At 38.2% G+C, this 26460-nt stretch carries 24 protein-coding genes; 12 read left to right on the top strand and 12 right to left on the bottom strand.

Going from position 1 to position 26460, the window contains the following annotated elements; translation table 11 throughout:
- Positions 1-3: 3 nt before the first annotated feature.
- The 7 genes from F960_RS17650 to F960_RS17620 form a co-directional block, all read right to left on the bottom strand.
- Positions 4-723 carry a fimbria/pilus periplasmic chaperone gene (locus tag F960_RS17650; RefSeq protein WP_004868259.1) on the bottom strand — a complete coding sequence of 240 codons (720 nt, stop codon included), beginning with the start codon at positions 721-723 and terminating at the stop codon, positions 4-6.
- On the bottom strand, positions 724-1170 hold the full coding sequence (locus F960_RS17645) for a hypothetical protein (RefSeq protein WP_228681424.1): 447 nt from the start codon (positions 1168-1170) through the stop codon (positions 724-726).
- An 84-nt stretch (positions 1171-1254) separates the two neighbouring features.
- Positions 1255-1806, bottom strand: a complete 552-nt coding sequence (gene fimA / locus F960_RS17640; protein ID WP_004868254.1) for a type 1 fimbrial major subunit FimA — start codon at positions 1804-1806, stop codon at positions 1255-1257.
- 495 nt (positions 1807-2301) lie between these two features.
- A complete protein-coding gene (gene dinB, locus F960_RS17635; protein ID WP_004868251.1) occupies positions 2302-3357 on the bottom strand; it encodes a DNA polymerase IV in 1056 nt (351 codons plus the stop codon).
- 179 nt (positions 3358-3536) lie between these two features.
- The gene (locus F960_RS17630; RefSeq protein ID WP_035373703.1) at positions 3537-4286 is read right to left on the bottom strand and encodes a glycoside hydrolase family 25 protein; all 750 of its coding nucleotides are present in this window, start codon (positions 4284-4286) and stop codon (positions 3537-3539) included.
- Between the two features lie 90 nt (positions 4287-4376).
- Positions 4377-5768: a multidrug transporter subunit MdtD gene (gene mdtD, locus F960_RS17625; protein ID WP_004868248.1), complete on the bottom strand. Its 1392-nt coding sequence runs from the start codon at positions 5766-5768 to the stop codon at positions 4377-4379.
- Positions 5769-5909: 141 nt separating this feature from the next.
- Positions 5910-6542, bottom strand: coding sequence for an LOG family protein (locus F960_RS17620; RefSeq protein ID WP_004868246.1), 633 nt, complete (start codon positions 6540-6542; stop codon positions 5910-5912).
- Between the two features lie 405 nt (positions 6543-6947).
- Here F960_RS17620 and F960_RS17615 point away from each other — a divergent pair, with 405 nt between their 5' ends.
- Entirely contained in the window at positions 6948-8528 is a 1581-nt protein-coding gene (locus tag F960_RS17615; RefSeq protein WP_035373702.1) for a TerC family protein, read from the top strand.
- Positions 8529-8650: 122 nt separating this feature from the next.
- Here the strand turns inward: F960_RS17615 and iaaH are convergent, their stop codons facing one another.
- Together iaaH and F960_RS17605 are read right to left on the bottom strand one after the other, a co-directional pair.
- Positions 8651-10102 (bottom strand): indoleacetamide hydrolase, encoded by a 1452-nt coding sequence (gene iaaH, locus F960_RS17610; protein ID WP_004868242.1) that lies wholly within the window; start codon positions 10100-10102, stop codon positions 8651-8653.
- Between the two features lie 68 nt (positions 10103-10170).
- Positions 10171-10908, bottom strand: a complete 738-nt coding sequence (locus tag F960_RS17605; RefSeq protein ID WP_085945830.1) for a response regulator transcription factor — start codon at positions 10906-10908, stop codon at positions 10171-10173.
- Between the two features lie 205 nt (positions 10909-11113).
- On the opposite strand from F960_RS17605, the gene F960_RS17600 reads away from it, so the two are divergent.
- The 5 genes from F960_RS17600 to F960_RS17580 all read left to right on the top strand — a co-directional run bounded on the left by F960_RS17600 (position 11114) and on the right by F960_RS17580 (position 17933).
- Positions 11114-11584 carry a YchJ family protein gene (locus tag F960_RS17600; RefSeq protein WP_004868238.1) on the top strand — a complete coding sequence of 157 codons (471 nt, stop codon included), beginning with the start codon at positions 11114-11116 and terminating at the stop codon, positions 11582-11584.
- Positions 11585-11643: 59 nt separating this feature from the next.
- A complete protein-coding gene (locus F960_RS17595) occupies positions 11644-12288 on the top strand; it encodes a trimeric intracellular cation channel family protein (RefSeq protein WP_004868235.1) in 645 nt (214 codons plus the stop codon).
- A gap of 98 nt (positions 12289-12386) precedes the next feature.
- Complete coding sequence (niaP, locus tag F960_RS17590) at positions 12387-13706, top strand: niacin transporter NiaP (protein WP_004868232.1); 1320 nt, start codon at positions 12387-12389, stop codon at positions 13704-13706.
- A 181-nt stretch (positions 13707-13887) separates the two neighbouring features.
- Positions 13888-16107, top strand: a complete 2220-nt coding sequence (gene parC / locus F960_RS17585) for a DNA topoisomerase IV subunit A (RefSeq protein ID WP_004868229.1) — start codon at positions 13888-13890, stop codon at positions 16105-16107.
- A gap of 149 nt (positions 16108-16256) precedes the next feature.
- On the top strand, positions 16257-17933 hold the full coding sequence (locus F960_RS17580) for a long-chain-fatty-acid--CoA ligase (protein ID WP_004868226.1): 1677 nt from the start codon (positions 16257-16259) through the stop codon (positions 17931-17933).
- A gap of 93 nt (positions 17934-18026) precedes the next feature.
- Here the strand turns inward: F960_RS17580 and F960_RS17575 are convergent, their stop codons facing one another.
- Positions 18027-18404 carry a hypothetical protein gene (locus tag F960_RS17575; RefSeq protein ID WP_004868225.1) on the bottom strand — a complete coding sequence of 126 codons (378 nt, stop codon included), beginning with the start codon at positions 18402-18404 and terminating at the stop codon, positions 18027-18029.
- Positions 18405-18501: 97 nt separating this feature from the next.
- Here F960_RS17575 and F960_RS17570 point away from each other — a divergent pair, with 97 nt between their 5' ends.
- From F960_RS17570 to F960_RS17550, 4 genes are all read left to right on the top strand, one after another.
- Positions 18502-18906 (top strand): MAPEG family protein, encoded by a 405-nt coding sequence (locus tag F960_RS17570; RefSeq protein ID WP_004868223.1) that lies wholly within the window; start codon positions 18502-18504, stop codon positions 18904-18906.
- Between the two features lie 132 nt (positions 18907-19038).
- Positions 19039-19563, top strand: a complete 525-nt coding sequence (ppa, locus tag F960_RS17565; RefSeq protein WP_004868221.1) for an inorganic diphosphatase — start codon at positions 19039-19041, stop codon at positions 19561-19563.
- A gap of 181 nt (positions 19564-19744) precedes the next feature.
- Entirely contained in the window at positions 19745-20248 is a 504-nt protein-coding gene (locus F960_RS17560) for a YbaK/EbsC family protein (protein WP_004868219.1), read from the top strand.
- A 239-nt stretch (positions 20249-20487) separates the two neighbouring features.
- Positions 20488-21563 (top strand): IS3-like element ISAba20 family transposase gene (locus tag F960_RS17550; RefSeq protein WP_085945805.1). Its coding sequence is split into 2 segments (ribosomal slippage): positions 20488-20740 and positions 20740-21563, totalling 1077 coding nucleotides; the frame shifts between segments, so codons are not numbered across the junction.
- Positions 21564-21595: 32 nt separating this feature from the next.
- Here F960_RS17550 and F960_RS17545 read toward each other — a convergent pair.
- Together F960_RS17545 and F960_RS17540 are read right to left on the bottom strand one after the other, a co-directional pair.
- Complete coding sequence (locus F960_RS17545; protein ID WP_004868217.1) at positions 21596-22516, bottom strand: pyridoxal-phosphate dependent enzyme; 921 nt, start codon at positions 22514-22516, stop codon at positions 21596-21598.
- Positions 22517-22664: 148 nt separating this feature from the next.
- Positions 22665-23975 carry an OprD family outer membrane porin gene (locus F960_RS17540; RefSeq protein ID WP_004868215.1) on the bottom strand — a complete coding sequence of 437 codons (1311 nt, stop codon included), beginning with the start codon at positions 23973-23975 and terminating at the stop codon, positions 22665-22667.
- Positions 23976-24266: 291 nt separating this feature from the next.
- Between F960_RS17540 and F960_RS17535 the strand changes: the two genes are divergently transcribed.
- Both F960_RS17535 and F960_RS17530 read left to right on the top strand, forming a co-directional pair.
- Positions 24267-25037 carry a TorF family putative porin gene (locus F960_RS17535; protein WP_004868213.1) on the top strand — a complete coding sequence of 257 codons (771 nt, stop codon included), beginning with the start codon at positions 24267-24269 and terminating at the stop codon, positions 25035-25037.
- Between the two features lie 547 nt (positions 25038-25584).
- On the top strand, positions 25585-26367 hold the full coding sequence (locus tag F960_RS17530) for a TorF family putative porin (RefSeq protein WP_004868211.1): 783 nt from the start codon (positions 25585-25587) through the stop codon (positions 26365-26367).
- The last annotated feature ends 93 nt before the right edge of the window (positions 26368-26460 follow it).

Below are 26460 nucleotides of genomic sequence, written 5' to 3'. Positions count from 1 at the left end.
CAATTAATTCAGTTCCAAACTCACTTTTGGAGTCAAACCACCGTAATCATTGACTGTTTGATAACTTAATTTCGCACCTGTTTTACTGGCGATTTTGGTTTGTGCGAAAGGGGCAGCCATCGTATTCGGCAACTTCTGGTTGTCGATGTGAATATTCACAAAAGAAACGTGATAAGGGGACGAATTATTGACATAGACGCCGTCCGCAGATTTGGAAAATTTCAGTTCATTAAGCGCCGCTTCTGGTTTCATTTTTAAATGATTGGGGCGGATAAACAGCTTGATTCTAGATAAAACTGCAAGCTGCAAAATATTTTTATCAACCAGATTCGCTTTATCAATTGAAGGAATAGCTTTGACATTGACCCAAAAAACCGATTCGCGATCTTGGGGTAAGTTTGTCGCTAAGCTGACGATACGTAAGGTATTTTCAGTATTGGCTTCTGCAACAAAAAGTGGTGGTGTAATCAAAAAATCTTTAGATTTTTTTTCGTCAGTTGCCTCTATCCATGAGTTAATTAAAAAGCGTTCTTTAAGATTGCTATTTACAATCGCTAAAGATACTTGCTTGGCATCCATAGGATAAATTATGCGAGTTGATCCTAATGAGATTCCACCAATGACGTTTTGATTTGCAAAACTAGACGTTGCCAAACATGCTAAGGTTATACTTAGAACGCTATTTTTAAATAAGTTCAATTTAAATACATCCTTAAAAATCATTTATGGATAGAAAACAGAAATCAAAATATTCGAAGAGAGCGTAGATTTCTCGGGATAGCTTTGATTCATAAAAATACTCATCGTATTTTTTGAAAAGCTGTCATATTCAGTTGGTAAATCAATATGATGAATAAATCGTTGATTGATGTTCATCAAATTTAGACTGGGAATATTCAATTCATTGTTTAAATAAATCACGTTCCGATTTTGAGCATCAATATAGAACTCACCTTTCGTAAGGCTTTCGAGCTCAGATAAGCTAATGGTCAAATTGTCATATATTCCTACTGGGCATAATGAAAAGTTGACTTCAATCGGAATAGTGGGAGTTTTAATGTTTGGAGATTGCTCTTTGCTAACAAGCACAGAACACCCTTGATTCATTAAAACCCCCTGAAAATGAGCTCTCCCACCAAATACATAACTTTCAGCTACGCTACTGGACATAACACCTAGCATCGCAATGAAAATTAAATATTGGTTTTTGGTGGGGTAAATTCTCATATCATCAATCACTTATCGTTAAATTGATTATTCGTATTTAACAACAAAAGTAGCATCAGCATTTGCTTGACCTGGAGTTGATGCACCAGTTGCTACATAACGTGCGCTGAACTGAAGTGTGTTATCACCTTCGATCAATTGTTTAGGTGTAGAGAAATCAGTACCAGCAACACCTAAAACTTTTGAAGTATCATCAGCAATTTCGATACCTACGTTTGTTGCAGCAGTTGAGTTTGTTCCACCAGCTGAAACAGCAAGTAAGTTCGCGTTAGTTGCATCTGATTGACCATAGAAAGAAACCGCAGCTGTTGCTTGAACAGTTGGATCACAGTCAACGAGTTTGATTTGGAAAGGAACTGGAGTTGTTTTATCGCCAGATACCGCTAAACGAGCAGTACGATACTGACCCAAATCTACAGTTTGGTTCGCAGATTCTGTGCTTACCGCACAAGCAGCATTGACAATTTCACCTGTAAAATGAACTGTACCGCCATTTACTGTTACAGGATCAGCTGCAAGAGCAGAAGTAGAGATTGCAAGAGCAGATAAAGTTGAAATACAAATTAAACCTAGTTTCATAAGAAGACCCACTTATAGTGCGACGAAAAAATTTTTTGCCTAATTTTAAAATTTTTGAAAGCTTGCCCGACGACTTGGAAAAACTTCCATAGCTTCATTTTTCTGAATAATTAGATGAATTACTAAGAAAAATATAGAATTATTTTGATCTGGTTCACACTATTCAGCTTTCCATTTCGCACATAGTTAATCTGCATTTAGCGAATATGTGTTTTGGTGAAATATTGTTAAATCGCTTGAAAGATACACTAGGCATAGTCTTTAGGTGATTTTGCAGATTTTTAACGATTTTTGCATTTGTAGGAGTTATGTTAGTGATGAGTAGACTTTTTATACCGAAATTTAAAATTCGATTGTGATTTTATTCAGATATAAGCTATGCAAATATGTATTTTAGATCGTATTTGCTGGTTATCTTTTTAAGATTTATTAAACAATAAATGGTTTTTTTGCTGATTTGCTATTTTGATTGTCACAGCTGAGTCGAAACTTTTTTCACCACAAATTCAGTTGCACATCTTGCTCTTTGTCATCGAGTTGATAGACACCTACTCCGACCAAGCGAAATTGGTATTGCATGGGAATCTGCATTTCTTGTAAAAGGATGTGAACCACTTGCAACAGTTCATCTTCAGATCCCAAAGCTTGTTTAAAACTTTTACTGTGTTGTAACACTTGGAAATTTTTTAGCTTAAGTTTGACGCTTACACCACGCGCGATCATATTTTTCTTATTTAAACTCTGCCAAATACTTGCTGCTAAGGGCTGCCAATAAGGCATACATTCATGCAAGACAAAGTCTTGATCAAAAGTGGTTTCTTTGGAAATTTGCTGTCTTTGGCGTTCAGATTGAACAGGGCGCTCATCGATCCCTTGAGCATATAAAAATAATTGTTTCCCGTATTTACCAAAATGGTGAATCAATACTGCCTCATCAATTTGCTGTAAATCTCCAAGCGTCTCAAGTTCTAAGCTTTTCAGTTTTTCCTGCGTGACTTTACCGACTCCCGGAATTTTCTTTAATGCTAAATCACGGATAAAGTGCTGAACTTGACTCGGTTTGATGATGCAAATGCCATTGGGCTTATGCCAGTCTGAAGCAATTTTTGCCAAAAATTTATTCGGTGCCACACCTGCTGAAGCCGTCAATCCTGTTTGTTTGAAAATATCCGCCCGAATACGCTCGGCAACTTCGGTTGCGCTAGGGATATTTTGCAGATTTTCTGTGACGTCTAGATAGGCTTCATCTAAAGACAGGGGTTCAATAAGATGGGTATATTGCTGAAAAATATGATGGATTTGGCTTGAAACATCACGATATTTTTGGAAATTTGGCTCAATGACGATGACTTGCGGACAGAGTTTACGTGCTTGAGACATCGACATGGCGGAGCGCAGTCCAAAGGCACGAGCAGGGTAAGATGCTGCGGCAATCACAGCGCGTGGATGATGAGAAGAAATAACCACAGGAAGTCCTTTTAAATCAGGACGTTCACGAAGTTCAACAGAGGCATAAAATGCATCCATATCAATGTGTATGATTTTTCTCATGCACAAATCTCATCTAGTTTAGCGCGCGATATATGCTCTTAGTTTAACTGAAATGGCGCAGTGTTTTAATCAGGACATTGTTTTTGGCGACATATTCTGTCTTTTAAGATTTTATTTAGGCTTTTATTTAAGTTTGTCTAAAATATAAACTGATTTAAATCAAAGTATTATTTAAAAAACTACTCAAGACCAATCGATTTTAAATACTGTTTCCAGTCTTGTTCTGAGCCTGCATAGCGATTTAAATCTACCGCTTTTTCAATGCCTTGAATTTTACCAGTATTGCTATATTGCCAAATCGTCCACGGGCGTTTGTCTTTGAGATTGGGCGAATCTTTATATTCACGAATCCAAATCGGCGTTTTTTGAAAATTTCCAGTCAACACCATGTTATAGAAAATTTTCGAGGTATAAAAAATAGGGGCTTTGCCATAATGCTGCTGCAAACGATCATGCATGATTTGAATTTGCTTGAGTAGCTGCTCTTTAGTGTATTGATTGATACAGTTCGCATCGTATTCAAGATCAATCACAGGGGCTAAGCTATTGTTTTTAATTGGAACAGTTTCGATAAAGTTTTGTGCTTGGCTTGCACCATCTTTGCATAGACGATAAAAATGATAAGCACCTACACGCATACCACGTTCACGAGCTTCTAACCAATAATCCTGAAAACGATCATCTTTATAATCACCACCTTCCGTGGCTTTGATATAAACAAATTGATATTTTTGGGGTGAAATTTTTGACCAGTCAATCGAACCTTGATGATGAGAAATATCAAAGCCTTGCACAGGATAGTCTTGGGCGACTGCATATTTAGGTTTGAAAATAAACAAGGTCAAAATGAGCAAAACCCCAAGCGCACAAATGGCAAAGAATGAAAGATATTTCATCTTCGTTTTGTTCAAAAAAGCGGTTTTTTTCATGTAAAAGTCAAAAGTTTGTATCAAATGATCAGGCACAATTTTATCCTGATCAGCTGCTAAACTCTATTAAATTTACGCAAAACTACATGGCTAGATCGGTGTATCTTTTGGAATTTGTTTGAAAATAAACGCCGTTAAAATATTGATACAACCCAAACATAACAAAGTCACATGAAAGGCTTTTGTCATTTGATCATTACCATAATAAGCACTAAATGCATTGAGTAATGTTCCTGCCAAAGCCACACCAATACTCATGGAAAGCATCATAATCATGGATAAAAAGCTATTACCACTACTGGCATCTTGTTGCGGTAAATCTTTCAATGTCAGGGTATTCATGGTGACAAATTGCAAAGAATTGAGTACCCCAAAAATAAAGAAATGAATCGTCCGAATCCATGTTGGCGTGTCTTGATTGGTCAAGCTAAAACTTGCAATACATGCACCAACCAACAGGGTATTGATTAATAAAAAGCGGCGATAGCCGACGTATTGTACAATCGGGCGAATGATCGGTTTGGAAAATAAAGACCCTAAAACCACAGGCGTCATCATCAGACCTGTGATAAATGGATCAATATTGAACGCCACTTGCAACATCAGAGGCATCAAAAATGGGATGGCATTTCCACCTAAACGCGCAAAGAAATTGCCCAATACACCAATGGTATAAACTTGATTTCTAAAAAGTTTACTTCTAAATAATGCATTTTGATGCGTATGTGCATGATAGGCATAAATCAGAGAAGCCACGATGCCAGCAACCAGCATCGACATGCTTAACCATTTTGAAACGTCTTTACTGGTAATACTTTCAATCCCAAGAGCCAGTCCAACCATGGCAATGACCAATAAGATAAAACCACTGAGATCAAATGTTTTAACGGTAGGTTCGGTGACATTGGGCATGGCTTTAAATGTCACTAAAACCCCCAGCAAACCTATCGGTAAATTGATAAAGAAAATCCAGTGCCAAGAGGCTTTTTCAACGAGAAAACCACCCAAAGTTGGACCTAAAAGTGGACCGACCAAACCTGCTAGACTCATCATGCTCATTGCCGATAAGAACTGCGAACGGGGAATGATTTTTAACAGCGCCAAACGCCCAACAGGCAATAAAAATGCACCGCCTATACCTTGTAAGACGCGAAAGAAAATCAATTCATTAAAATTTTGAGATAACCCACAACCTAAAGATGCCAATGTGAAAATCACAATTGCGGCAAAAAAAGTATTGCGTACCCCAAAACGATCAGCGAACCAACCACTTAATGGAATACAGGCAGCCACCGAAAGCACGTAACTAATCACCACACTATGCATGCGTAGCGGGTTTTCATTTAGACTGTGCGCCATTGCAGGAAGCGCAGTATTGATAATCGTGGTATCTAAGCCTTGCATAAAAAAGCCAATAGAAACCAAAAATACCAAGAGTCTAAATTCAGGTTGTAAGCTTTCGTGGACGGGTGCTTGATTCATGAATATATGTGATCATTATTTTTATATTCAGTGTACTGATTTTAAGTGTGAAATTCTGTATTAATCATTTATTCGAGTCGAAAAATAAAAGTGAGCATCGGCTCACTTTTGTTTTGGTGATTTAAACTTTTAGATCGGATTTTAGACTACAAAGGTTTTTGGACTTTCCAAATTTTTAATCGCATTGAAAATTTGATGTTTATGCTTACAAACAATCAATTTTGAACGATGCTGAGGTGGTAAAAAACCTTCTTCAACAGCATGATCAAGCTGTGCAATCATGTGATCATAGAAACCATTGACGTTATAAAGCATCATGGGTTTTTGGTGTTGATTGAGTTGCCCCCATGTGGCGATTTCCAAAATTTCCTCAAACGTACCTAAGCCACCCGGTAGGGCAATAAATGCATCGGCACGTTCAGCCATCATTGCTTTACGCTCATGCATGGTTTTCACCACATGCAATTCGGTCAATTGGCTATGTGCGATTTCATAATCCAGCATAAATTCTGGAATGACACCGACGACTTCACCACCATTTTCAATCACTGTATCGGCAACTTGACCCATCAAGCCAATACTTGCACCGCCGTAAACGATGCCAAAACCATGATTGGCGATACCTTGTGCCAGTTGAATGGCTTTTTCTTTATAAATTGGATTGTTACCTGGTCTTGAACCACAATATAAGGCGACCAAGGGTTGTGTTGTTTTTTCTAAGTTTGCAGTTAAATCATCAATTTCATTTGTCATCTGTTTTAATACACTATTCATCAATTATCTTTCTCCTTAAAACTATCATGTTCTTATATATACAGCTACTCTAAGCAATAATTATGACAAATCTATGCGTGTAATCACAGTATTTTGCAATCAATTGTATGGCTTTGGTTTTATTGTAGGAAAATAGATTGCAGCTAAATCACATGGATTATCACACAAATAAATAGAACATAAATGAACATAATTTTGATAAATCTAAAGTGATTTTTGTTATAATAAAATCGTGTCTCACAACAAACGTACGAACATGGGTAGTGGTTGTCATCGCTCCGAAAATAATTTGTCTGAATATCATCAGCCTGTAGAAATAACAATAGCAAAAGTCAGTTCTGATTTTTCCTTTAATCTATATATCCCAAATCTCTCTATGCAAAAAGCAGGGGAGTCTCAATCATGATGTTTTTTGAATGGATGTCTGACCCTTCTGCATGGGTGGGACTTGCCACGCTTATCGTGCTCGAAATTGTACTTGGGATTGATAACCTCGTCTTTATTTCGATTTTGGCAGCAAAACTTCCACCAGAACAAAGACGAGCAGGGCGCTTAACCGGTTTAGCTTTAGCGCTTGGAATGCGAATTATCTTGCTCATGTCGATTGCTTGGGTGGTGACATTGACCAGACCGCTATTCCATATCTTTGAGCACCCATTTTCAGGGCGTGATCTGATTTTGCTGTTTGGTGGGGTGTTCTTGTTATTTAAAGGCACAATGGAATTGCATGAACGTCTTGAGGGCGGGCAGCAATTGAAAGATGAAAACCCAGTCCATGCAGCATTTTGGATGGTAATCGTTCAAATTGTGGTTTTAGATGCTGTGTTCTCCCTAGATAGCGTCATTACCGCTGTTGGTATGGTTAAAGACCTACCCGTGATGATCTGTGCGGTGATTATTGCCGTTGGTATCATGATGTGGGCATCCAAACCCCTGATGGAGTTTGTTGAACGTCATCCTACCGTGGTGATTTTGTGTCTTGGCTTTTTGATGATGATTGGTTTCTCACTCATTATTGAAGGCTTTGGTTACCATATTCCAAAAGGCTATTTATACGCAGCAATTGGCTTCTCGGTTTTGGTCGAGTTTATGAACCAAACCATGCGCAAGAACCAAGAGAAAATGGTGACAACGACAGATTTGCGTTTTCGCACTGCTTCTGCCGTACTGCGTATGTTGGGTGGTAAAAACTCAAATGAAAATGCAGGTCAAACCGAAGATGTTCTTGCCACTCAAGCTTTAGCAGATGAAATGTTTGACCCTGAAAATGGGGCATACCATAGTGTTATGGTGCAGGGTGTGCTTGGTTTGTCTGAACGCCCAGTAAAATCTGTGATGACTCCTCGTCCCGAATTAGAATGGCTCGATTTGGATGATGATCATGCAACCGTCAAAGATCGTTTGATGAGTATGACGCATTCACGTTTGATCGTGGCGCATGGTGAGTTGGACAATATCGCGGGTGTGGTTCTGACCCATAAAGTTTTGAATGACTATATTGAAACAGGTGAACTCAATTTTGCGAAGCATATCCGTGAACCTGTGATCGTGCATGAAAATGCGCAAGTTTTAATGGTGATGGAACAACTTCGTCAAGCACCATTACAAATGGCGATCGTACTCAATGAATATGGCTCAATCGAAGGGATTGCCACACCGATTGATATCTTAGAAGCGATCGCGGGTGAATTCCCTGATGAAGATGAACTGGAAACTGCGGCTGAAAGCTTGGAAGATGGCTCATTGATCCTTGAAGGATCAACAGATATTCGTCACGTTTCTCTACTGTTAGGTTGTGATTTGGTTGATGAATCAGAGCAATATTCAACCTTATCAGGATTTATTTTATTCCATCTTGGACGTTTGCCTGAAAATGGCGAAAAGTTTGAATCCAATGGTTATATCTTTGAAGTTGTTACGATGGATGGGCATAAAATCGAGAAAGTCCATATTATCGCGACTGAAGATCCTGAAAATGATGAATAAAAAGCATTTTAGTTTTTAGTTAAAAAACCAAGTATTTAAATACTTGGTTTTTTTTATGGAGAAGCAAAATGGTTCGAGGATCAGTACATCCTATTTTTTGCTTAAGTTCTTGAAACGGTCACTTATACGTTCTTTAAAATAGATTCTAAAGTCATACCGATTGCCAATAACTCATCATCAGAATGGGGTAAACCATCTATTTCCAGTCCAATGGCAAGATTGGATTCAGTGACATTTGCAATAGCTAAACTCAGTCCAGGGAGTCCGATATTGCTGCCTGGGTCTGTGTTTTGAATTAATCTTTGGAAATTTTCTATAGAACTTGCTTCATCATTTGCCAGCGGTGCAACAATTGGGGATGTCGGAAAGATCAAAGCATTTAAATTATTTTCCTTAAATGTTTTTTCATACAGTGCGAGTAATTGAGGTCTAAATTCATTGATGGCTTTTTGGTATAAAGGCAAAACAGGTACAAGTTCTCCTTCAGCATTTGCCATTAATTCTGGAAGAATATTTTGCTTAAACAAAGCAAGAACATCAGGACTAGTGATTTGATCGACTACGGATTCGATCGTGATTTGAGTGTTATTTTTTAAATATTGAACGAGATCATGTTTGCCTTCATAGATCACAACTGGAAACGAAATATGATGATTGAGTTGTTCTAACTCAGGCATTTGTACTTCAACGATTTTAACGCCTGCAGATTTTAAGCGCTCAAGTGCAAGATGAGCATGATGATGGACGTTTTCATCTAAGTTTGCCCAAAAATATTGATTGATTCCAAGCCTAATCTGTTGGGCAGGAATGGGTGCTTTAATCGTTTGCTGAGTGATCACATGATCAATCAATGCAATATCTGAAACGGTATGCGCCATTGGACCCGCTGTATCTCGAGTGTGCGAAATGGGTGTGATTCCGTCTTGAGCATATCTGCCAAGCGTTGGGCGAAAACCAACACAGCCATTTAAAGCACAAGGCAATCGAACTGAAGCACCTGTATCAGTTCCTATGGCAATGGGAACCATACCCGCAGCAACGGCTACGGCACTTCCAGAAGAAGAACCGCCCGCAATATGCAATGGATTTGTGGCATTACGAGTGCCGATCACGTCATTGAAATGTATAGCTGGATTGTAGCCCGTCACGCCAAATGCAAGTTCATGCATATGCGTTTTGCCAACAATAATCGCGCCCTGATCAATCAATTTTTGAATAATCGGTGCAGACGTTTCTGGTCTAAATTGAGCGAGGGCAGGTGTTCCTGCACTATTGGGAAAACCTGCAACATGAATATTATCTTTGACTGCAATTAACGTTCCGATTAAAGCAGGGCAAGGTTTACCCTCTAAAATATGCTGATCCCACGATTTTGCTTGTTGTAATGTTGAAGCTTTATCTACAGTGACAAATGCATTTAATGACTGCAATTGTTCTATATTGGAAAAATATAAATGTACCAGTTGTTCACAGCTAATTTTTTTGCTGTGAATTAGTGTCGATATCTCATTTGTAGATAATTTTGATAAATCCAGTGAAGGCTTTAGGTTGGTATTTTCATGGTTCGCTAACATAATGACTTAAAATCCGTTTAAGTTATGGTCGTATCAATTTAATACAACTATGAAGTCATTGGGCATCCTCAAAATTGAGGATTGCGTGAATGCTGAACATGAAGTGCCATTTCTGTACGATTGTTACAACCTATTTTTTTCATTGCATTTTTTAGGTGTGTTCTGATCGTGGTAAAGCCAATATTCAATAAATTTGCAACATCTTTATCACTCAAACCTTTAGAAACTAAAAGAACAATTTCATGTTCTCGAGGGGTTAAGTCGTAGCGAGTTGAGATTTCTATAGGCAATGCATTGCTTATATAGGGCTCAAGAATATTTAAGATTCTTTTTTCTCGATCGGTAAACATGGCTGAATCAGAGGCACGCCAAATCCGAAAATCACCAAGATCAATACCATCACGCATAAAGTAGATATTTAAACCATGATATAAACCATAGGGTTGCAGGAACTCATTGTAATATGAAGTTTTTTTTAGATGAGAATAAGCCATCACTTCATTGACAAAAGTTGGTTTTTGCCGTTTTCGAAGCTCTGATGTTATGGGATCATCATATTGCCAAATTTGCTCATATTCTTGAATGGCCTTTTGGTCGATTTTCCACATAATGGGATGTTTAGATAAAGCATGCTTGGCATCCCAGACATAGGATGCAGCGAAATCGGCGTGAAGTAAGGCTGCAATATCGGCAATAATATTTTCCCGTAAGTCATTTTCTCCTTTTTTTGATCCAAGTTTCCATAATATTTCAGCAAATAGTGTTAGCTCTGAAGAGCTTAAATCTTGTTGTAAAAGCACAGCAATATTCTACGTATAAATAGACTGAATCTTGGATAAATAATATATGCATTGATATCTAAAAGTAGAATGGCAGATCTGTATTTTATTTGTGATTTGGGGCGTTTGTTGCCTATGTAAAGTGATTAAAACAGTCCTTAAAATGATATATTTAAATGCATTCGTTTAGACTTAAAATATTGATTGAATTAACCCTTCTCTGAGTTGTTATATGTCAGACCTATCTTGCCCATGTGGTTCAGAAAAACATTATCAAGACTGCTGTCAGCCTTTGCATTTAAACCAAGCTAAAGCCCAAACAGCCGAACAACTGATGCGCTCACGCTATAGTGCTTTTGCTAAACAGCAAATTGACTATATCGTAGCAACGACAGCACTTGGGCAACAAAAGGCTTTGGATGTGCCAGCGATTGCAGAGTGGAGCAAGGTCAATCAATGGTTAAAACTTGAAATCGTACAAACAAATGAAAAAATTGACAAAAATCATGCATTGGTCGAGTTCAAAGCACATTATTATGATGGACAAAAGGCACAAATTCACCAAGAGTTATCACACTTTGTTAAATTCGATGATACTTGGTATTTTTTAGATCCGACAACGGATATGCAAATCACAATGAAACAGCCGTGTGTTTGTGGATCAGGGAAAAAATTTAAATCTTGTTGTGCACATTTTATCTAGTTTTTTTCTAAAGATAGCTTAAAATAGCGCGCAATAAAAACCCTAGTGGAAGAAGGGCAATGTTGTTACTGATTATTTATATTATTGCGATTACGGCTGAGGCGATGACGGGTGCGTTATCTGCAGGTCGACGTAGTATGGATTGGTTTGGCGTTGTCCTGATCGCCTGTGTAACAGCACTCGGCGGTGGTTCCGTTCGAGATGTATTGCTTGGACATTATCCTCTGACTTGGGTGAAGCATCCTGAATATCTGGTTTTGACCTGTGCTGCTGCATTTGTGACGATTATTATTGCCAAATGGATGCGTCATTTACGTCAAATCTTCTTATTACTTGATGCGCTTGGTCTGATTGGTTTTACCATCATTGGCTGTCAGATCGCCTTGCAAATGGGACACGGTTTTGTCGTTTCTGCCGTTGCGGGAGTTTTAACTGGGGTATCAGGCGGTATTTTACGTGATATTTTATGTAATGATGTCCCATTGGTGTTCCGCCGTGAACTTTATGCCAGTATTTCTTTTGTTGCAGTGATTTGTTATTGGGTTTGCCAAGATATTGGTTTATCTCAAGAAGTAACCATTATTTCGACCTTGGTTTTTGGTTTTTCTTTACGCTGTATCGCGATTTATTTTGGTTTAGAAATGCCTAAATTTATCTATCAAGATGATGATGAACAATCCGCCTCATCAAAAGATGAAAATTAAAATTATATTTTTACTCTAAAAATGCTTAAAATCTGCACAATAATACATCCTGTTGTGAAAGCAGTTATTTCCCTTTCACGAATTTCAGAGATCTAGATATGGATTTAGTTTCACGTGTGCAACGTCTGCCGATTGGCAAATTTCACTATACTTTGCTTTGGGTGGTTGGCTTAGGTTGGATGTTTGATGCGATGGACACCGGTATCATTGCATTCATCATGGCGACCTTGGTCAAGGACTGGGGGCTTTTGCCTTCGCAGAGTGGTTTGATCGTCAGTATCGGCTTTGTGGGAATGGCGATCGGTGCAGTATTTTCAGGTGGTTTGGCTGATAAGTTTGGTCGTCATACTGTTTTTGCTGCAACTTTAGTGACCTATAGTATCGCGACGGCACTATGTGCTTTTGCACCCAATTTGACGTGGCTCTTGGTTTTCCGCTTTATCGTGGGTTTGGGGTTGGGTGGACAGCTTCCTGTGGCTGTAACGCTAGTCAGTGAATATGTTCCTGCACATGTACGTGGACGTTTTATTGTTTTGCTTGAAAGTTTCTGGGGATTGGGCTGGTTAGTTGCAGCCTTGGTGTCCTATTTTCTAATTCCAAAATTTGGTTGGCATGCGGCATTTTTGGTCGGTGGTTTACCTGCGCTTTATATTTTTATTATTTTAAAGAAAGTTCCAGAATCTATTCCATATTTGATCAATCGTGGGCGTATTGAAGAAGCGCATGCTTTGGTACAAAAACTTGAAAAACAATGTGGTGTCGAGGTGATTGAAAAAATCGAGGTGCAACCTGTTGCAGCTCAGCACAATATTTCATTTCGTCAGCTTTGGTCAGGTGGTTTTGCCAAGCGTAGCTTGATGTTGTGGTTGATCTGGTTTGGCATTGTCTATTCTTATTATGGAATCTTTACGTGGTTACCGAGTTTATTGGTCAAACAAGGTTACAGTATCGTACAGTCTTTTGAATATGTTTTGATCATGATCTTGGCGCAGCTTCCTGGTTATGTTGCTGCGGCATGGTTGGTTGAAAAGTTAGGTCGTAAGGCAACATTGGCTGGATTTATTGGCATGTGTGCGGTCTCGGCGTATTTCTTCGGGCAAGCAAGCACAGTAGGCATGATCATGTTCTGGGGCTGTTTAATGTCATTTTTCAATCTTGGTGCATGGGGTGTGCTTTATACCTACACACCTGAACAGTATCCTGCCAATATTCGTGCTTTTGGTTCGGGTTGGGCATCTGCGATTGGGCGTTTAGGTGGTATAGTTGCACCAATGGTGGTGACACATATGATGGTCATGAATAATGGTTTTAGTCATGTATTCATTATGTTTACTGCTGTTTTAATTGCAGTTGCCTTAGTGATTCTTATCTTGGGTGAAGAAACCAAAGGTAAAACTTTAGAATCTATAGGATTATAATTGTTCTACTTTTTGACTTGAACCTTGATTTAATCGTTGATAATTTTGATCATAAGACAAGGTGTGTCGTAAGGTATTGATTCTCCCCTTGTATCCAGATACCTTGCGACTTAGCATATAAAACAAATAAGAGGCTTTGCCTCCTTTACATTAAAACGATTTATTAGGATTAACAGTTGTTATGACAAGCCTTGCGCATCATGCGACAGAAAACCGCTCCGTAGCCGAATTTACTGAACAAGCATATTTAAACTATGCGATGTACGTAATTATGGATCGTGCATTACCGCATATTAGTGATGGTTTAAAACCAGTACAGCGTCGTATTGTTTATGCCATGAGTGAACTTGGTTTAAAACCAAGTGGTAAACCCAAAAAATCTGCGCGTACCGTCGGGGATGTTTTAGGTAAATATCATCCGCATGGTGACTCGGCATGTTATGAAGCAATGGTGCTGATGGCTCAGCCCTTTAGCTACCGTTATCCATTTATTGAAGGTCAAGGTAACTGGGGTTCACCCGACGATCCAAAATCCTTCGCTGCGATGCGTTATACCGAAGCAAAATTATCACCTTATAGTGATCTACTTTTGTCAGAGTTGGGTCAGGGCACTGTGGACTGGCAAGATAACTTTGACGGTTCGATGAAAGAGCCGATCACTTTACCGGCTCGTGTACCCAATATCTTGCTGAACGGGACAACAGGGATCGCAGTAGGTATGGCGACTGACATTCCACCGCACAATTTACGTGAAGTGGTCAAAGGTACGATTGCATTGATTCGCAATCCAAATCTGACCGATGAAAAAGTCGCAGAATATGTACCGGGTCCTGATTTACCGACCAGAGCCGAGATCATAACGCCTGCAGAAGAATTATTGAAAATTCAAACCACAGGGCGTGGAAGTTATCGTAGCCGAGCGGTGTATACGATCGATAAAAATGAAATCGTGATCACAGAGCTGCCATATCAAGTGTCTGGTTCAAAGATTATCACTCAAATCGCTGACCAAATGCAGGCAAAAAAATTGCCATTGGTGGTCGATGTACGTGATGAATCTGATCACCAAAATCCGACCCGTTTGGTGATTGTACTGCGTTCAAATCGTATTGATGCTGACGCAGTGATGAGCCATTTATTTGCTACGACTGATCTTGAGTCAAGCTATCGTGTCAATATGAATATGATTGGCGCAGATGGTCGACCACAAGTTAAATCCATCCGTAAAATTTTATTAGAATGGATTGAAATCCGTAAAGATACTGTCACACGTCGTCTGCAATATCATCTAAGTAAAATCGAAAAACGCTTGCATATCCTTGCAGGTTTATTGATTGCCTATTTGGATATTGATACGGTGATCAAGATTATTCGTGAAGAAGATCAACCTAAACCAGTATTGATGTCACATTTCAATATTGATGAGATTCAAGCAGAAGCCATTTTAGAACTTAAGTTACGTCATTTGGCAAAACTTGAAGAAATGGAAATTCGCCGTGAACAAGACGAACTTGAAGCGAGAGCTGCAGTGATTCGTGAACAATTGGCAAATCCAGAATCTTTGAAAAACTTGATTATCAATGAACTCAAAGATGATGCGAAAAAATTTGGTGATGATCGTCGTTCACCGATTGTGACACGTGCAGAAGCATCAGCGATTCGTGAACAAGATTTGATGCCGGCTGAGCCTGTGACTGTTGTCCTTTCAGAAGCAGGTTGGATTCGCTGTGCCAAAGGTCATGAGGTTGATGCTGTAAATCTCAACTTCCGTGCAGGCGACCAATATTTGAGTTCTGATATTGGTAAGTCCAATCAACGTGTTTACGTGCTTGATGAAACAGGGCGTAGCTATGCATTACCGATCAATAGTTTGCCATCGGCACGTGGCTTAGGTGAACCGTTGAGTTCAAAACTTTCTCCTGCAAATGGTGTTGGATTTATCCAAATCATGGTCGCAGAAGATGAACAAAATATCGTGGCACTCAGTACTAAAGGCTACGGCTTTACAACCAATGCCAAACATTTGGATACCAATGCCAAAGCAGGTAAATCTTTCTTGAGTGTGTCGAGCGATAGTAAAGCCTTACCATTACTTAAAACAGAAGACGCAACACATCTCGCCATTTTAAGTACAGCTGGAAGATTGTTGATTGTTGATTTGTCAGATTTGCCAATCCTGAACAAAGGGAAAGGAAACAAGTTGATACAACTTGAAGCTGATGATCTGGTTCAGTCCGTGATAACATTGAATTTAAATGAAATAATTCAAGTGTTTGCAGGGAATCAACAGCTAAAACTAAAAGGCGATGATCTACAAAAATATATGGGTAAGCGTGCAAGTAAAGGTCAACTCTTACCACGGGGTTATCAAAAAGCAAATAAACTGTTCATTCAAAGATAAAACTAGCATCCATTGATCGAAATACGTTATATATGACAACAATTCGTGAAAATGGATGCAATATTGAGCAAAACAAGGCAAAAAACGATGCTTAATATTGAGAAAAAACAGTTTAAAACTAAGGATTACTGATTGGAGATAATGGCATTATGGAAAAGATCTGGTACGCAGAGTACAAAAAGACTGGAATTCCTGAAACAATTGAATTGCCACCAGAAAATACATCTTTAAACGACATTTTTGAACGTAATTTCCAGAAATTTGGTTCACGTGATGCTTTTATCTTTATGGATAAAACAATGTCCTTTGATGAACTTGATGCTGCAAGCCGTAAATTTGCAGCATATTTGCAAAGCTTAGGACTTGCAAAAGGCACACGTGTAGCCGTAATGATGCCAAACGTTTTCCAATATCCAGTTGTGGCTTTAGGCGTGTTTCGTGCAGGTCTGGTATTGGTCAATGTTAATCCACTTTACACCGCGCGTGAGCTTGAGCATCAGTTAAATGATGCAGGCGTAGAAGTGTTGGTGATTATCGAAAACTTTGCTTCTGTTTATCAAAGTATTTTAGGTAAAACACCTGTGAAGCATGTCATCGTTGCTTCGGTTGGGGATATGTTGGGTACGTTGAAAGGTACTTTGGTCAATTTTGTGTTACGTAAAGTGCGTAAACAAATTCCTGCATGGAATATTCCGGGGCATATCCGTTTCAATGCTGCGATGGCAAAAGCCAATGCAAACAATTACAAACGTCCAAATATGACTTTGAGCGATACCGCAGTTCTGCAATATACAGGCGGGACGACAGGTGTTGCGAAAGGTGCTGAATTGACACATCGCAACTTGGTCGCAAACCTTTTGCAATGTGATGGCATTTTCCAAAGTAAGTTTGGCGCACAAGATGGCAGCAAAGATGATCGTATTATCTGTGCCTTACCGCTATACCATATTTTTGCTTTCATGGTATGTGCGTTATACGGTATGTATAAAGGTGAAGCGAACGTATTGATTGCCAACCCACGTGATCTACCCTCTGTGATTAAAGATTTAAAAAATCATCCACCTGCATTTTTCCCTGCTGTAAATACTTTGTTCAATGCACTTGTGCACAATGAAGATTTTAAACAACTTGATTTTAGCAAGTTGAAAATGGCAATGGGCGGAGGTATGGCAGTACTTCCTTCAACCGCTGAAGCTTGGAAAAAAATTACAGGCACGACGATTATTGAAGGCTATGGTCTTTCAGAAACCTCACCAGTTGCAACAGCAAATCCACCAGCATCTGAAGCATTTAGCGGTACGATTGGTGTTCCATTACCATCTACTGAAGTTGCGATTTTAGATGACGATGGCAATGAAGTTGCATTGGGTGAACAAGGTGAAATTTCGATTCGTGGTCCACAAGTCATGAAAGGCTACTGGAATCGCCCTGATGAAACTGAAAAAGTCATGACCAATGGTTTCTTCCGTACTGGCGATATCGGTGTGATGGATGAACGCGGTTATACCAAGATTGTTGACCGTAAAAAAGACATGATTTTGGTATCAGGTTTTAATGTTTATCCTTCTGAAATCGAAGAAGTGATGGCGACTCATCCAAAAATCTTGGAAGTTGCAGCTATTGGTGTTCCTGATGAAAAATCAGGTGAAGTTCCAAAATTATTCGTTGTGAAAAAAGATCCATCTTTAACAACCGAAGAAGTTTTAGCATTCGCAAAAGAAAACTTAACGGGCTACAAACGTCCACGTTATGTTGAATTTATGGATGAATTGCCAAAATCAAATGTAGGCAAGATCTTGCGTAAAGACTTACGTAAAACCAACTAAGCCAATCATGTCGCTCATTGATATGATTTGAGTGATTTGAAAATAAAAAAACCTCTTCAATGTAAGAGGTTTTTTTATTTGGAGCAGGGAGGATTATTTTATAAACCACTGATCAACATAAGGGCGACCAATACCTAAAATAATCACAAATACCATCATCGTACCCATTTGGCGACCAATGGCTTCAATCTGAAATGTGCCATAACTAAAAAAGATATCGACCAAACAATATAAAGCGACGACAAACACCCACAACCAGACGTTTAAACGTTTGATGCCAACAGCGTAAAATGCGACCCAAAGCATGATAAATGTGCCTAATGTCGATTGCCAATTCATATTGGCGCAAATCACACAGAGTAAAAAGGCCATAATTGGAATCACGATTTTAAATACCCGATCCAGTTTTTGCTGATGCTTCTGTCGTTGATCTAACACATCTAACATTTCTTTCTGATCTGGATTGATCATGTCTGCTCCAATTTTGTAAAACGTACTATTTAACAAAAAACATCTTATAAACACCATGCTATGATATGCAACTGAAAAAATCATGAGAATAATATTCATGCAAGAGATCAGTGGCATTATCTATCTCATTTTAGCAGCTTGCTTGCTACCTTATGCTTTTGCAATTATTGCAAAGGTTGTGGGTGGATTTAAACTCAAAGATAATCAAAATCCACGTGAATTTTTAGCAAAAACCACTGGGCTTGCAGCACGTGCCAATGCTGTGCAACAGAATAGTTTTGAGAGTTTGCCTCTCTTTATCGCCTCAATTTTGATGGCAGAGTATTTGGTCGTCCCTCAATTCATTATTATGAAATTGGGAATGATCTATATCGCACTACGTGTGATTTATGGACTATGTTATTTGGCCAATCTATCGACCTTGAGATCGATCATTTGGTTCTTATCACTCCTTTGTCCTATTACATTGTTCATTATTATTATCAAAATGATGACGATCTAGACATAAAAATAGCCAAGCATTGTCTATGAACTTCGCTATTTTTATCTGGCAAATTGTATAATTTGCATAAATTTGCGATTTATAGCGTTATAATCGGCAAGATTTAAACATTGAACTGTTAAAGAGTATTGTATGAGCTACAGTAATATCCCAGCGGGTAAAGATGCACCTAACGATATCTATGTTGTTATCGAAATTCCTGCAAACGCATCACCAATCAAATACGAAGTAGATAAAGATTCTGATGCTTTGTTTGTAGACCGTTTCATGGCTACAGCAATGTTCTATCCTGCGAACTATGGTTATGTACCAAATACTTTATCTGAAGATGGTGACCCATTAGACGTATTGGTTGTTACACCTTACCCATTGGTACATGGTTCAGTGATTCGTTGTCGTCCTGTTGGTAAATTGAACATGGAAGATGACGGTGGTATCGATGCTAAACTTGTAGCAGTTCCACACGAAAAATTGACTCCACTTTATAAAGATGTTCAAGAATATACAGATCTTCCTGAATTATTGATCAACCAAATCGAACATTTCTTTGCACATTACAAAGATTTAGAACCTGGAAAATGGGTTAAGTTGACTGGTTGGGAAGGTGCTGATGTTGCTAAAGCAGAAGTACTTAAAGCAATCGAAGCTGCTAAATAATCATTTAGAATTTATTTTCTAAATCAAAAACCTGCATCAATATGCAGGTTTTTTTATATCAGTGTAGGTTTGATCTTAATCGCTCAAATCCATTAGATATATTATATTTATCACAAAAGTTTAACGCGATGACTTTAATGTGTTAGTCGTATTTTAAAGAATAAAATTGAGGAAGAATAACATGACTGAAGCATCCCTAAACCAGTCGCCTTTTGAGCAAATTTCAAGTTTACTCGATTCAAAGCATGTCCAATATCAAGTCATTGAACATGCATCAGAAGGAAAAAGTGAAGAAGTCGCCAAAATTCGAGGTACAGAAGTAGGGCAGGGTGCGAAAGCTTTGGTTTGTCAGATTCGTGGGCAAAGTAAGTACCAATATCTTTTGGTGATTAGTGCAGGTGATCGCAAAGTTGACTTTAAAAAACTAGCAGAAGCCATACAAGTGAAACGTGTTTCAATGGCAAGCGTGGAAACAGCTTTTGAGTTGACGGCATGTGTTCCGGGCTCAGTACCGCCATTTAGTTTTCATGATGCATTAACGGTGATTGCTGATCATGATATTTTTAATCGTTTTGATGAAATTGCTTTTAATGCAGGCAGTTTGAGCAAATCAATTAAAATGAAATCAAAAGATTATTTGCAAATCGTACAGCCGATATTATTGGATATTATCCAAGAAGTTTGATGCTAGACTTGTGATGTATCCATAAACTGGGTTTAAGTGATTCTTTGTCAATCTAGGAGTCGGAAAAATGAATCATGGAGTTAATCGACTATCAGTGGTTTGGCCTGTCTACTGCTGACAAAAATTGTTAATTTTCCCTGAAAACTATATGTTAAATTTAAAATCTTCGGTAATCCTCCCTAAAAATAATTGAGTTTAAAAGTAGAAAATCGAATAACCTTGATTTAAGGAGATTTTCTATGAAAACATCTAAGTATTCAGACAGCTTGATCATGAGTATCTTGAAGCAAGCTGAAGCAGGAACACCCATACCGAACTTGTGCCGCGAACATGGTATGAGCTCTGCTACATTCTACAAGTGGAAGTCCAAATATGGCGGCATGGATCTTTCAATGATGACGCGGCTTAAAGAACTTGAGGCTGAAAATGCCCGTTTAAAACGCATGTATGCTGATGAGCGGCTAAAGTCAGACATCTTGCAAGATGCACTTTTAAAAAAGTTTTAAGGCCTGTTCAGCGAAAGTTACTTGCTCAGCAAGCTACTGAGCAATTTAAGATTTCAATCAGCATGGCCTGCTTAATTTTTAAAGTCAGTCAAACGTGTTATCGCTATAAAGCTCGTTTAGATGAAGAGAATCAACAGATTGCCGAATGGTTGATTCAATTAACCAATGATCATAAAACATGGGGCTTCAAGCTTTGTTTCCTGTATTTGCGTAATGTTAAAAAATACAAATGGAACCACAAACGTGTCTATCGCATTTATAAGGAGCTTGAGCTTAATTTAAGAATCAAGCCTAATAAGCGGATTAAACGAGAACAGCCTGAAACCCTTGCAGTACCGACAGCTAAGAATGAATCATGGTCAATGGACTTTATGTATGATCAACTCAGTGATGGACGTAGTTATCGAGTTCACAACGTGATTGATGACTATAATCGCGAGTCATTGGATATATTGATTGACTTTTCGTTGCCAGCAGAACGTGTGCTGAGAGGACTTGATCAGCTCATTGAATGGCGAGGTAAACCTAAACGCATTAGAACCGACAATGGCCCAGAGTATATAAGTGAGCTGATGGAAAAGTGGTGTGATCAGCATGGTATTGAGCATGTATTTACTCAACCAGGCAATCCACAGCAAAATGCATATGTTGAGCGATTTAATCGTACAGTACGTTATGAGTGTCTAAATCAATATTTATTTCGAGATCTGAGCGAGGTGCAGGACTATACAACTGACTGGCAGTACTTTTATAATCATGAACGACCTCATATGTCAGTAAATGGTTGTCCACCTATTTTTAAACAATAACAAGGCTTTAGATTTTCTACCCATTAATTCAATTAAAAATGGGGGGTATTACCTTCAGCATATTTTAATAACTGTTTTAAAGTAATTGATGCTCCTCCACAAACAATCACTAAAACGTTTGTTAAAGAGGGAAATGAGATTTTTTTATCATATAGTGTTGATAACGTTGCCCCACAAGCAGGTTCAACCAATGTCCTATGGTCATCCAAAAAACGAAAACAAGCACGAAGAGCTTCTTCATCTGTAACAGTTAACCCAACGATGTTTTCATTTTGAGAAATTTTAAAAGCATTTTCACATACTTGTTTGGCTGCGAGTGTTGTAGCAATGCCTGTGACGTCTTCTAATTTGACATATTTGCTTATTTTAATAGAAGCATTAAGAGAGGCAGTTCCTTCAGTTTCAATGGCATAGATCGGGATCGTGAGTGAATTTGCTTTTAAACCTTGGCTAATTCCAGAGAGAAGGCTACCACCACCGACAGATAAGATAACGGCATCAGGTTTTATACCCTCAGCGATAACCTCATCAATAATAGGTGCAATACCATTCCATAGATATGGATCATCGAACGGGTGAATATATACTGCTTCAGGACTTACATACGTTAAAGCTAGATCATTAGCTTCACCCCATGAATTACCATGAACAATAACCTCTGCATTTTCTTCACGCATGAGTTGTATCGCTTTAGCAGAAGTCGTTTTAGGAACAACGATAGTGACTGGAATATTGAGTTCATTCCCCATATAAGCAACAGAAATACCAGCATTCCCCCCTGATGAACTGATAAATCTTTTCGCCCCTTGTTTTGAGTATTGCAAACAAGCATTCCCTATACTTCTTTGTTTAAATGAACCAGTAGACTGGCACGATTCCATTTTTAGCCATATATTACAATGGTTCAATTCACTTAAAACGCTTGATCTTATACAAGGGGTATTTGCACTCATATTTCATAATTTTTATTAAAAAAGAAGATTTATCATGCTATTGCGTGAAAATGAAGCTTCACTTGCTAAAAGTGAACTTATATCAAATATAACTCACAAAAAAAGCCCGCAAAATTGCAGGCTTTTACTGTTTAAATTATTTTAGTGATTAAAATAATTTTACAGGAATATCAAGGAATAAACGCCATTCGTTGGTGTCACCGATATATGGTTTTTGATAGTCAGCACTAGCACGGTAATAAGAGTTACGTACACGTAAGCTTACATCTTTAGCAAAACCACTTTGGATTGTATATTTTACTTGGTTAAAGAATTCACGTTCAGTTGCATTGTCTGAGATAAGTTTTGTACGGTCACTTGAATCAGCAACTTTAATATCCCAACCATATACAAAAGCAGTAGTCCAATTTAAACCAGGTACACCAAATGCCCCTAAATCAAGGTTATATTGGATTTGAGCTGATTTTTCATGATTACCGATGAAGTCAGAAAGATATGAGTTTGGTAGGTAAATACTTTGTGCACCATCAGCATTCTCACCATAATCATAACCAACATTACCTGTATTTTGTTGGTAAGCCAACATCACAGTATGTGGACCTTGATTATAAGTACCTGATAAAGCCCAAATATTATTTGTACGATCTTGACCATCTGGAACTGTCGCAGAATAAGTGCTCGCATTTGCATCAAATTCTGTACGGTAACCACTTAAGTCAAAAGTTACTGAGCTTTTATCTGCTAAAGGTAATTTATAGTTTGCATTGAGGTAGTGACGATCAAGTTTATCTTTGATGTCTAAACCATAATAAGACCCAGTTAAGTTCTCATCAAATTTATATTTAGCACCCCAAACCCAAGCACTACGAAGATTACGTCCGTCAGTGTTGATTTGATCTGAATAAGAATCTTTAGTGAATTTACCGCCGATGATTTCTAAATTTTTGATTTCATGGCTAGTAAGTAAAGTACCTGTGAAATACTCAGGAACCAAACGAGCTGTGTTACTTGCAAATACAGGAATATCTAAAACTTGAGTACCATAACGTACAGTTGTATTTGATACACGTGCTTTTACGATTCCGCCACCGCGAGTCCAAGTGTCATAGGTATCGCCTGCACCTTTCACGCCATTAAGAGTCTCGCGAGGAATCATGCCGTTACCAGCATTTTTATTGTTTCCGATTTTAAATGAAGTGTCGCCAATAATACCAACACCAAATCCAACAGGACCTTGGGTAAAGCCAGACTCTAAGTTAACCATTGCTGTTTGAGCAAAAGAGCTTGTATCTGGCGTCCCATTTTTTTTATCACGAGTTAAATAACCCGTACGGAATAATACAGTTCCTTCTGCATCTTCAACAAAACCCTTAGATTCGCTTTGTTCACTAGCAAATGCTGTTGAAACGAGTGCGGCTTGGATCAGTACCGCTAATGTTAGTTGTTGTGCTTTTAGCATCGAGTGCCTCTTAAATAAAAAATTACAATTTTTTTACTGTGCCCAGAAAATGGATAAATTGTATAAGTAATTTATAAAAAAGATACGTTTTTTATCAATTTTATTTCACTAATGTTATACGACTTTTGCATAAGATTTCGTGCATTTTTTCGCTGAAAAATGCCGAAATTGTGTTTTTAAATATAGACTTAATCGTAAAAATAATGAAATATATTTGAAATATCAATCCACTATAGTATGAAAAACCTGTAAAATCGCTTTCTTAATTTTTCTCCCTGCTGTCGAAAATTTATGTTTATTTTAAATTTGAGTAAACGCGTGGCAATTGTATTTTTTGCTATGAGCGGTGCTGTTTTTGCAAATGAAACGTCTGTCCAAACACCAAATGGTGTGATTTCAGGAAATATTGGCGTTGTATCAAAATACATTTATCGCGGTGGGGTAGAAAGTGATGACCTTGCAGCACAAGGCGGAATTGAATATGCACATAAAAGTGGCATAAAAGTCGGCTATTGGGGATCTACGCTAGACTACAATCCTGCGCATGAAGATAAAAACTTCGGTTTTGAAAATGATTTATATCTCGCATATGGTCATGAAATTAACCAAAACTGGAGCTATAACGTACAGGCAACTGCGTATATCTATCACAATACCAATAACATTGTGGCGGATAATGGTGATAAGCGCCCTGTAACTTCTTATGATTTGACAGCCAGCCTCATTTATAAAAATCTAACCCTATTGAGTGCAGTAACTCTCGCAGATTCATCTGCTTCAAATATTGGCGATACCTACCTGAGCGCGATGTATAGCTATGCATTGCCACAAGATTTCAGCTTAAATACCTCTATTGGTGCAACAGCTTATAACAGCAGTCATGATGATGAAGTGGTGCAAACTCAGAAAGATTTCGCATTTAATGAAGCTCGGATTGGGGTGAGTAAACACTTTGCCAATACAGGCTTAGTCGCTTCTGTGGATTATGTTATCGGTGGTGAAGATCGTTCAGGTGAAGACTTTGATGATCATGTGGTTTTTGGTTTAAATTATAATTTTTAAGATCTAAAAATATTTAGATTCTCAAAAAAAGTGCATTATTTCAGCAATAATGCACTTTTTTTACGCATAACAGTTCAGAATTAAATCAAACTGAAAATATTGTAGCTGTCTCAAAAAATTAAATAAAAACCTGAAAATATTCAATATTGAGCAAAACACGATATTAGAAAAGAGACAGTTCAGCCTAGAGCTTGCGAAGTGATTTACTTAGAAAAATCAGTGTTTAATTTTATATAAAATTTATGTAATTCAAATAGATATAACTAGAATTTTTACGCCGAGATGGTTGATCATTTTTGAACTATTTCAAAAAAGTGAGATCGACATGAGCTATATATTTTTAAGTGTTTCTTTAGGCAATATCCAACATTTTGATGATGATGAAGATTTATATGAATTTTTAATTTAGCAATCTAACGATTTGAAAATTAAATTTTATTTTTTATTTTGAGTTGGTGATTTTTTGAATTGGCATAGCAATTGCAATCCAGTCTTTGAGTTCATCAAACAGCAAAATAAATAGACATCTATCGATGGGGGAGAGCCGATGAAATTCTCAATCAAAGCAGCCGCACTTGTTGCATTATCATCATCCGCAACTATGGCGATGGCAGAAGACAATACTGCATTGGCAAAGTTAGGTCTTAGTTTTTCAGGCAATGCCGCACTAACTTCAGATTATCGTTTTCGTGGAATGACGCAAACCCAATCAGATCCTGCAGTTCAAGGCAGCTTTACGATTTCGCATACTTCAGGCTTGTATTTTAGTGCATTTGCTTCGAATGTCGATTTTGGTGTAGCTGAGGGCAAAGATCCTCATTTGGAGTTGGATCCGTCGATTGGTTTTAGCACACCGCTCAATATTTCTGAACATTTTAAACCTGTTTTAGATGTCGGGATTGTGGAATATAACTATCCAAGCGCAACGGATGATTTCAATTGGACTGAAGGGTATCTCAAATTAACTTTTGCTGATGTATTTGTTAAAGGCAGTAGTTTATTGACCAATGTCAACTATACCGACGATTGGGCGGCTGTTGGTGGAGACAGTTGGAATTTTAATGTGGGATATTCTGCGCCATTTGGTGATACAGGTTTTGGCGGTCTAGCAAATGTCGGGTATACCACAATGGATAAAAAGGCATTGCCAGATGGTAAAGATAACTATGTCGATTGGAAAGTTGGGGTAAATTATGCAGTTAAATCAATTCCGGGTTTGACCGCAGAACTTGCGGGTGTGGGTACCAATATCGACACTGATGGTTTATCTGGCGCTGCCAAACGTGGTGTAGAAACTGGCGCAGTTTTTACTTTAACTAAAACCTTTTAAGCTTTAGAGCTTTTTTTAAAAGTCCAAAATCATCATCCATTCGCTATAAATATCATAAAGCACCTTCTCCCATTGTGGGAGAAGGTAGGGTGA

This window comes from Acinetobacter gerneri DSM 14967 = CIP 107464 = MTCC 9824, assembly GCF_000368565.1.
Classification (GTDB): Bacteria; Pseudomonadota; Gammaproteobacteria; order Pseudomonadales; family Moraxellaceae; genus Acinetobacter; species Acinetobacter gerneri.
This window is presented reverse-complemented; position numbering and strand designations above follow the sequence as displayed.

Bases quoted from the DNA above. Each gene is read 5' to 3' on its own strand.
- F960_RS17650 (WP_004868259.1), bottom strand. From the start codon at position 723: ATGATTTTTAAGGATGTATTTAAATTGAACTTATTTAAAAATAGCGTT.
- F960_RS17645 (WP_228681424.1), bottom strand. From the start codon at position 1,170: ATGTCCAGTAGCGTAGCTGAAAGTTATGTATTTGGTGGGAGAGCTCAT.
- fimA (WP_004868254.1), bottom strand. From the start codon at position 1,806: ATGAAACTAGGTTTAATTTGTATTTCAACTTTATCTGCTCTTGCAATC.
- dinB (WP_004868251.1), bottom strand. From the start codon at position 3,357: ATGAGAAAAATCATACACATTGATATGGATGCATTTTATGCCTCTGTT.
- F960_RS17630 (WP_035373703.1), bottom strand. From the start codon at position 4,286: ATGAAAAAAACCGCTTTTTTGAACAAAACGAAGATGAAATATCTTTCA.
- mdtD (WP_004868248.1), bottom strand. From the start codon at position 5,768: ATGAATCAAGCACCCGTCCACGAAAGCTTACAACCTGAATTTAGACTC.
- F960_RS17620 (WP_004868246.1), bottom strand. From the start codon at position 6,542: ATGAATAGTGTATTAAAACAGATGACAAATGAAATTGATGATTTAACT.
- F960_RS17615 (WP_035373702.1), top strand. From the start codon at position 6,948: ATGTTTTTTGAATGGATGTCTGACCCTTCTGCATGGGTGGGACTTGCC.
- iaaH (WP_004868242.1), bottom strand. From the start codon at position 10,102: ATGTTAGCGAACCATGAAAATACCAACCTAAAGCCTTCACTGGATTTA.
- F960_RS17600 (WP_004868238.1), top strand. From the start codon at position 11,114: ATGTCAGACCTATCTTGCCCATGTGGTTCAGAAAAACATTATCAAGAC.
- F960_RS17595 (WP_004868235.1), top strand. From the start codon at position 11,644: ATGTTGTTACTGATTATTTATATTATTGCGATTACGGCTGAGGCGATG.
- niaP (WP_004868232.1), top strand. From the start codon at position 12,387: ATGGATTTAGTTTCACGTGTGCAACGTCTGCCGATTGGCAAATTTCAC.
- parC (WP_004868229.1), top strand. From the start codon at position 13,888: ATGACAAGCCTTGCGCATCATGCGACAGAAAACCGCTCCGTAGCCGAA.
- F960_RS17580 (WP_004868226.1), top strand. From the start codon at position 16,257: ATGGAAAAGATCTGGTACGCAGAGTACAAAAAGACTGGAATTCCTGAA.
- F960_RS17575 (WP_004868225.1), bottom strand. From the start codon at position 18,404: ATGATCAATCCAGATCAGAAAGAAATGTTAGATGTGTTAGATCAACGA.
- F960_RS17570 (WP_004868223.1), top strand. From the start codon at position 18,502: ATGCAAGAGATCAGTGGCATTATCTATCTCATTTTAGCAGCTTGCTTG.
- ppa (WP_004868221.1), top strand. From the start codon at position 19,039: ATGAGCTACAGTAATATCCCAGCGGGTAAAGATGCACCTAACGATATC.
- F960_RS17560 (WP_004868219.1), top strand. From the start codon at position 19,745: ATGACTGAAGCATCCCTAAACCAGTCGCCTTTTGAGCAAATTTCAAGT.
- F960_RS17545 (WP_004868217.1), bottom strand. From the start codon at position 22,516: ATGAGTGCAAATACCCCTTGTATAAGATCAAGCGTTTTAAGTGAATTG.
- F960_RS17540 (WP_004868215.1), bottom strand. From the start codon at position 23,975: ATGCTAAAAGCACAACAACTAACATTAGCGGTACTGATCCAAGCCGCA.
- F960_RS17535 (WP_004868213.1), top strand. From the start codon at position 24,267: ATGTTTATTTTAAATTTGAGTAAACGCGTGGCAATTGTATTTTTTGCT.
- F960_RS17530 (WP_004868211.1), top strand. From the start codon at position 25,585: ATGAAATTCTCAATCAAAGCAGCCGCACTTGTTGCATTATCATCATCC.